Source organism: Candidatus Cryosericum odellii (genome assembly GCF_003570935.1).
GTDB lineage: Bacteria > Caldisericota > Caldisericia > Cryosericales > Cryosericaceae > Cryosericum > Cryosericum odellii.
On the sequence record NZ_QXIU01000041.1, the window covers coordinates 1 to 5790 of the forward strand.

General features: G+C 55.7%; 8 protein-coding genes. 4 read left to right on the top strand and 4 right to left on the bottom strand.

Annotation, left to right across the window (positions count from 1 at the left end; translation table 11 throughout):
- The 3 genes from SMC5_RS01500 to SMC5_RS01510 all read left to right on the top strand — a co-directional run.
- Positions 1-1239, top strand: a 1239-nt coding sequence (locus SMC5_RS01500) for a M16 family metallopeptidase (RefSeq protein WP_133299137.1), incomplete at its 5' end; no start/stop codon positions are given.
- Positions 1220-1675, top strand: a complete 456-nt coding sequence (dut, locus tag SMC5_RS01505) for a dUTP diphosphatase (protein WP_119119308.1) — start codon at positions 1220-1222, stop codon at positions 1673-1675. The genes SMC5_RS01500 and dut, both read left to right, overlap by 20 nt.
- Positions 1599-2240 carry a uracil-DNA glycosylase gene (locus tag SMC5_RS01510; protein WP_119119309.1) on the top strand — a complete coding sequence of 214 codons (642 nt, stop codon included), beginning with the start codon at positions 1599-1601 and terminating at the stop codon, positions 2238-2240. Before dut ends, SMC5_RS01510 begins: the two co-directional genes overlap by 77 nt.
- A 35-nt stretch (positions 2241-2275) precedes the next feature.
- On the opposite strand, the gene SMC5_RS01515 is transcribed toward SMC5_RS01510, so the two are convergent.
- Together SMC5_RS01515 and ndk are read right to left on the bottom strand one after the other, a co-directional pair.
- On the bottom strand, positions 2276-2698 hold the full coding sequence (locus tag SMC5_RS01515) for a MarR family winged helix-turn-helix transcriptional regulator (RefSeq protein ID WP_119119310.1): 423 nt from the start codon (positions 2696-2698) through the stop codon (positions 2276-2278).
- A gap of 42 nt (positions 2699-2740) precedes the next feature.
- Positions 2741-3178 carry a nucleoside-diphosphate kinase gene (gene ndk, locus SMC5_RS01520; protein ID WP_207798954.1) on the bottom strand — a complete coding sequence of 146 codons (438 nt, stop codon included), beginning with the start codon at positions 3176-3178 and terminating at the stop codon, positions 2741-2743.
- A gap of 159 nt (positions 3179-3337) precedes the next feature.
- Between ndk and SMC5_RS01525 the strand changes: the two genes are divergently transcribed.
- The gene (locus SMC5_RS01525) at positions 3338-4345 is read left to right on the top strand and encodes a phospholipase D-like domain-containing protein (protein WP_119119312.1); all 1008 of its coding nucleotides are present in this window, start codon (positions 3338-3340) and stop codon (positions 4343-4345) included.
- Between the two features lie 65 nt (positions 4346-4410).
- Here SMC5_RS01525 and SMC5_RS01530 read toward each other — a convergent pair whose 3' ends face one another.
- Positions 4411-5616, bottom strand: coding sequence for an NAD(P)/FAD-dependent oxidoreductase (locus tag SMC5_RS01530; RefSeq protein WP_119119313.1), 1206 nt, complete (start codon positions 5614-5616; stop codon positions 4411-4413).
- A 15-nt stretch (positions 5617-5631) separates the two neighbouring features.
- Positions 5632-5790, bottom strand: a complete 159-nt coding sequence (locus SMC5_RS01535; RefSeq protein ID WP_119119314.1) for a rubredoxin — start codon at positions 5788-5790, stop codon at positions 5632-5634.

Here is a 5790-nt window from a genome sequence, read left to right on the forward strand (position 1 = left end):
GGAGAGCGCAAACCGGAAGTCATTACACTCAGCAATGGCATTCGCGTCGTTTTCGACGTTGACAAAGGGCACCCGACCGCAGCGGTCGGGGCCCTTATTGCTAGTGGCTCCCGGTTTGAGGACGAACATACGCGTGGGTTGAGTCACTTCATGGAGCATATCCTGTTCAAAGGCACAGAGCATCGAAGTTCACTTGAGATTTCGTCAGCTATCGAGAATGTGGGTGGTGAGCTGAACGCATTCACCGATACCCAGTACACGATGTTCTATATGCGTGTCCCGGCAATCCACACGCCTCTCGCTCTTGATGTGCTGTCCGACATCCTCTTGTATCCCTTGTTCGACCCTGCTGCCATCGAGCTTGAGCGCAGAGTCATCGAACAGGAGATCTACTCATTTGAGGACAGTCCTGACGACGTCGTCACGGATGAGCTTCTCAAAGGGGTCTACGGAAGTGACCCTGTTGCGTCGAATCCGCTCGGAACCGTAGAATCAGTGCGTTCGTTCAGGCGGAGTGACTTTGTCGACTATTTCCATAGACATTTTGTTGCCCCCGACATCGTTCTTTCGCTTGCGGGAGACATCGATGTCGACGCATCGGCACGTTTCCTCGAGGATTCCTTTGGGCAGCTTGCGAAAGGACCAGGAAGGGCCGAGTGGGGAATTCCCATCCGGGCTGCTGTTTGCAGAGAGACAGAGCGTCCCACGGAGCAGGTGTATATGGCGATGGCGCTCCCCGGCTTTCCTCAGTATTCGAAGCAGGGGTCCGTCCTGAATCTCGTATCCAGTATCTTCGGGGGTAACATGTCGAGTCGCCTATTCCAGAGGGCCCGCGAGAAGGAGGCTCTTGTCTACAGCATTGGTTCTTTTCCCATGAGTTTCAGCAATACTGGATTGCTTGGCGTCTCGGCCGAAAGTTCGCCCGAGAACGCTTCGCGTGTCCAGCAGGTCATCCGCGAGGAGATCGAGAACATGCGGCAGGACAAGATCAGCATGGCTGAACTTCAGCATGCCAAGGAGACTGTTCTCGGCGGATTTCTGCTTTCGTTGGAATCCTTCTTCCGTCGTATGCATCGAAACGCTTCCGAACTTTACATGAGAGACCGGATACGGACGGTCGCGGATGTCACCGAACAGGTCAACTCGATTACGCTCGGCGAAGCATTGGGTGTTATCGATGACGTTTTTGACACCACCCAGCTGGCAGTGTCGATTGTTCATGGACCCGAAAAACACTGAGTTGCGCGTAGGCATTCACAGACTGGTTCCTCGCGCAGGGCAACCGGTGCGTGCGACGTCAGGGTCGTCAGGCTATGATCTTGCAAGTGCAGAAGACGGGGAGCTGATTATCCCGACTGGAGCTGTCGTACTCGTGCGGACGGGGTTGGCACTTGAGTTGCCTCCTGGCCTCGAAGGGCAGGTTCGCAGTCGTTCCGGCCTGGCAGCCAGAAACGGCATATTTGTCCTAAACTCGCCAGGTACGATCGATAGCGACTATCGTGGCGAAGTGAAGGTCGTGCTGGCGAACTTCGGTGATAGTCCCTTCTCGGTGTTCCCGGGAGACCGCATCGCACAGCTAGTGTTCATTGAGGTTCCGAATGTTTGTCTTGTGGCCGTCGACGAAATCGCGCCGACCGAGAGGGGGGCTGGTGGCTTTGGGTCCTCAGGTGTCTGACTTGAAAGAGACTCTCCTGGCTTCAATTGCCGAGGAGGTCGTGTCCTGTCAGAACTGTAAGCTAGGGGCCACCCGGACGAAGGCTGTCCCGGGCGTCGGATCAGCTCACGCCCACATCTGTTTTGTGGGTGAAGGTCCGGGGCGTGAGGAGGACTTGTCGGGGGTTCCATTCGTCGGTCAGGCGGGACGTTTGTTGGACAGAATGCTGATAGCTGAGGGAATGAGCCGTAAAGACTGCTACATATGCAATATTGTGAAGTGCAGACCCCCGAACAATCGAGTGCCGGAGCCTTCTGAGGTGGCTGCCTGCTCGCTCTACCTGTATGCGCAGTTGGCCATCGTAGAGCCCGAGATCATCTGCCTCCTTGGCAATACAGCACTGCGCTTCTTCTTTGGAGAACAATACTCCATCGGGCAGGTGCGTGGCACAATTCTGGTCAAGGATGAACAGCGTTTTATGCCAACATATCACCCGGCCGCGGCCCTAAGGAATCCCCAGTACATGCAGGTCATCCAAGGTGATTTACGAAAACTTGCTGTTTTGATTCAGCGGACGGGGGACTAGGTTCAGCCGGGGTCCAGTGGAGGGTGCACGCAGTATTACTTGCACAACTCTACGAACTCGGTCAACATGGCCACAAGGAAGTCGGCTGAATCGGGCTTCATACTCTTCGTAACCTCCTGCACTGTCTGGATACGCTGTCGGATGACTTTCCGAATGATCGAGGCTCCCTGCTTTGTGCACTTCAGGACGACCTGCCGCCTGTCCAGTACGTTCTGTGTCTTGGTGACATAGGCGAGTTCGACGAGGCGATCGACCATCTCTGAGACAGTGGATGCAGCGAGGCCTGTAAGGTGTGTGAGGTCTTTGACGTTGACGGCCTCACCAAAGTAGACAAGCTGGAGTACCTGGAACTGGGGCAGCGTGATTTTTACACTCGACAATGCATCGCGCCCCTTCTTCTTGATCCAGTATGAGATGCCGCGCAGTAGGGACTCAAGTTCGACAGCTGTCTCCCTCATGGTGTCCGCACTCCTCTATGGTTGATTCTTGATTCCGGGCGTTTATTCATGTACAGTGCCAAGGGTTGCATGGAAGTCCCCAAAGACAAGCGCCAACTCTCGTTCTGCATCGGTTGGGGATGCGGATGCATGTACCACATTCTCGGTCAGTTGAGTGGAGAAGTCTGCTCGAATCGTGCCGGGCAACCGGTCTTCGGGTCTGGTCGCCCCGATTGTTGTTCGAACAAGCGCTATTGCGTTGGGCGATTCGACCTGAAGGGCAACGACGGGACCTGATGTCATGAAGGAAAGCAGTGCGGGAAAGAAGTCACGACCATCGTGTTCAGCATAGAAGATGCGTGCGAATACGTCGTCCATGCGAAACATCCGCATGTTCGAGATCACAAAACCTTTCTGCTCAATACGCGTAATGATCAGACCGACGAGACTGCGGCGTACGCCGTCCGGTTTTACCATCAAGAGTGTTCGCTCGCTAGTCACTTCCGTTGCCTCCAGAAAGAGCTTCTCGTGCAGGATTGCGGGTAAAAGTGCTTCGCTTCCCGTCCAAGTGTAGCCATTTCTCGTTGCTGCGCAACGTTTTTCTGACACGGTAGCAAACGTCCCACTTGTCAGGCGCTGTCGGCCTGATATTATCTAAGGATGTCAGGAAAAGAGATCAAGTGGTTCAGTGTACTTATCGCGGCAGTGCTGGTGGCCGCATTGGGGCTCGGCTGGATGGGTTTTCGAGGCGCCGCGCCTGCTTCTGTTACTCCGGTCGTACCTCTGGGTGCCGAGGCCCTTTGTGTCGTGACACCCAGTGAACAGGTGCGGAGTCTTGTTGTGGATGACATTCTGAACGCGCGAAAGTCGGTTTTGGTGGAGTGTTATCTGATCTCCGACCCTTCGATTGTTCAGGCGTTGCAGACTGCCAAGCTGCACGGATGCGATGTGCGGGTCATCATGGAGGAGGCGCCATTCGGGGGGTTCTCCATGAACCAGACAGTTCGCAACGAGCTGAGAAGCTCCGGCATCGATGCCAACTGGGGCAACAGGGTCTACTCGTTCACGCACGCCAAGTACATCGTCATTGATGAGACCACTGCCTGGGTCATGACGGCCAATCTCAGTAAAAGTGCCTTCGACAAGAACCGCGAAATCCTTATCAGGACTTCTAGCCAGAGCGTGGTGGGAGACCTGGTGCGCATTTTCTCGGCAGATCGACAGCGAAATCCGTGTGCTGCCGGGTCGCTTGTCGTCAGCCCTGTGAATGCTCGACAACGTCTTCTTGGTTTGCTGAGAGGAGCTTCCCACAGCGTGGACATCGCAAGCGAGGTACTCGATGACCCGGAGACGTGCAAGCTCTTGCAGGATCTCGCTGGGCGGGGAGTCATAGTGCGTGTTCTGGTTGCAGCACCGGAGAGCATTGCCAGTAACGCTGTGACAAGATCGGAACTGGAAGGGACAGGTGTCACCATCCGGTACCTCGAGACTCCTTATCTCCACGCGAAGTATATCGTGGTGGATAAGCACCTGGCGTATGTCGGATCACATAATCTCAGCGCCGGCTCACTCGATGAGAATCGTGAAGTTGGAGTCGTGACGGACGACAGCATGGTTATCTCGACTCTCGAGACGACCTTCTCGGGCGATTGGGACTCAGGGGTATAAAGAAGCGCCCCGCAGTGATGCGGGGCCCCGCATGAGGTCATTAGTTGCTCGATCGCGGGCCAAAGCTACATGCCGGCGAAATCCCAGTCAAGGTCAGCCAGTCGGTCCTGAAACGCCATGAGATCGGTGTGCGATCTTAGCGCCTGTTGTAGCTGCCGCGCTCCGTTCATTGTTCCGTAGAGGATAACGCCGACAATGATGCCATTCTCGAGAACAACCTTGCGATAGGCCTGTTGCCCTTGTGCCTGAATCACTTGGACATGCTGCTCCTGGGTCGGATTGATGTTGCCCATGCTGAGAACGTCGATTCCGCAAGTCTTGAGCGAACTCGACATAATACTTCCCTCGTACGTAGCTGTTCCAGGGGACACCATGTTCTGAGCCGCTACTCGGGCTTGTTCCAGGCAGGGAGGGACGATACCGTAGACACGTCCGCGATGCTCGACGACGTCGCCGGCGGCATAGACGTCAGGTGCAGACGTTTGCATCGAATCATTCACTTGAATGCCTCGTCCTATGGCGATACCCGCTTCCTGAGCGATGGTGACATTGGGACGGACTCCGGTTGAGAACAGAATGAACTCTCCTTGTGCGAGGCGGCCGTCCTTGAGGAGGACGCCTGTTGCGCCATGTTCTCCTGAAACAATTTGCTGAGACTCGGCGCCGAGGAGAGCTGTGATGCCTGATGCTTGGAGGTGTTCCACGAGCATCTCCGCTGAGCGTTCGTCAAGCTGGTTGGGCAACAGTCGGCCGGCAAACTCGATGATGGTGGCTTTCATTCCTCGTTCTGCCAAAGCTCTCGCTGCTTCAAGACCCAGCAGGCCCCCGCCCACGACGACCACGGTGGCACCTGGAACGATGCGTGCCAGCAAAGCATCTGCATCATCGAGTGTTCTGAGGGTGAAGACACCGGCTTGGTCGGCGCCGGGCAGGGGCGGCACAAAAGGTGATGCCCCGTTTGCCAGCAACAGCCTGTCGTAGGAAAGTACAGTGCCGTCGTCGAGCGTCACTTCGTGCTCTATGGCGTGCACGTGCATAATGCGGCGTCCACTGATGAGAGTTATCCTGTTCTCGCCATACCAGCTCGCCCCGTGCACAATAAGCTGGTCTTTGGACTTGCGACCAGCCAGGTACTCGATCAAGTCAGGGCGAGGATAATAGGCTACAGACTCAGCGTCGACAATCGTGATCTCCGAGGACGAATCAAGTTTTCGCAGATGCAGGGCCGCCGCTGTGCCGGCAGCCCAGCCTCCGGCAATGAGGTACTTCATTGCGACCGTCGGGTGTCACGCTTTCTCAAAAAGGTCCTTGCTGGCGCCACAGTCTGGGCAGACCCAACTTTCAGGAAGATCCTCAAACTTAATGCCGGGGTTGATTCCTTGCGTGCTGTCACCGACAGCCGGGTCGTAGACGTATCCACATACAGTGCAAATCCACTTCTCCAT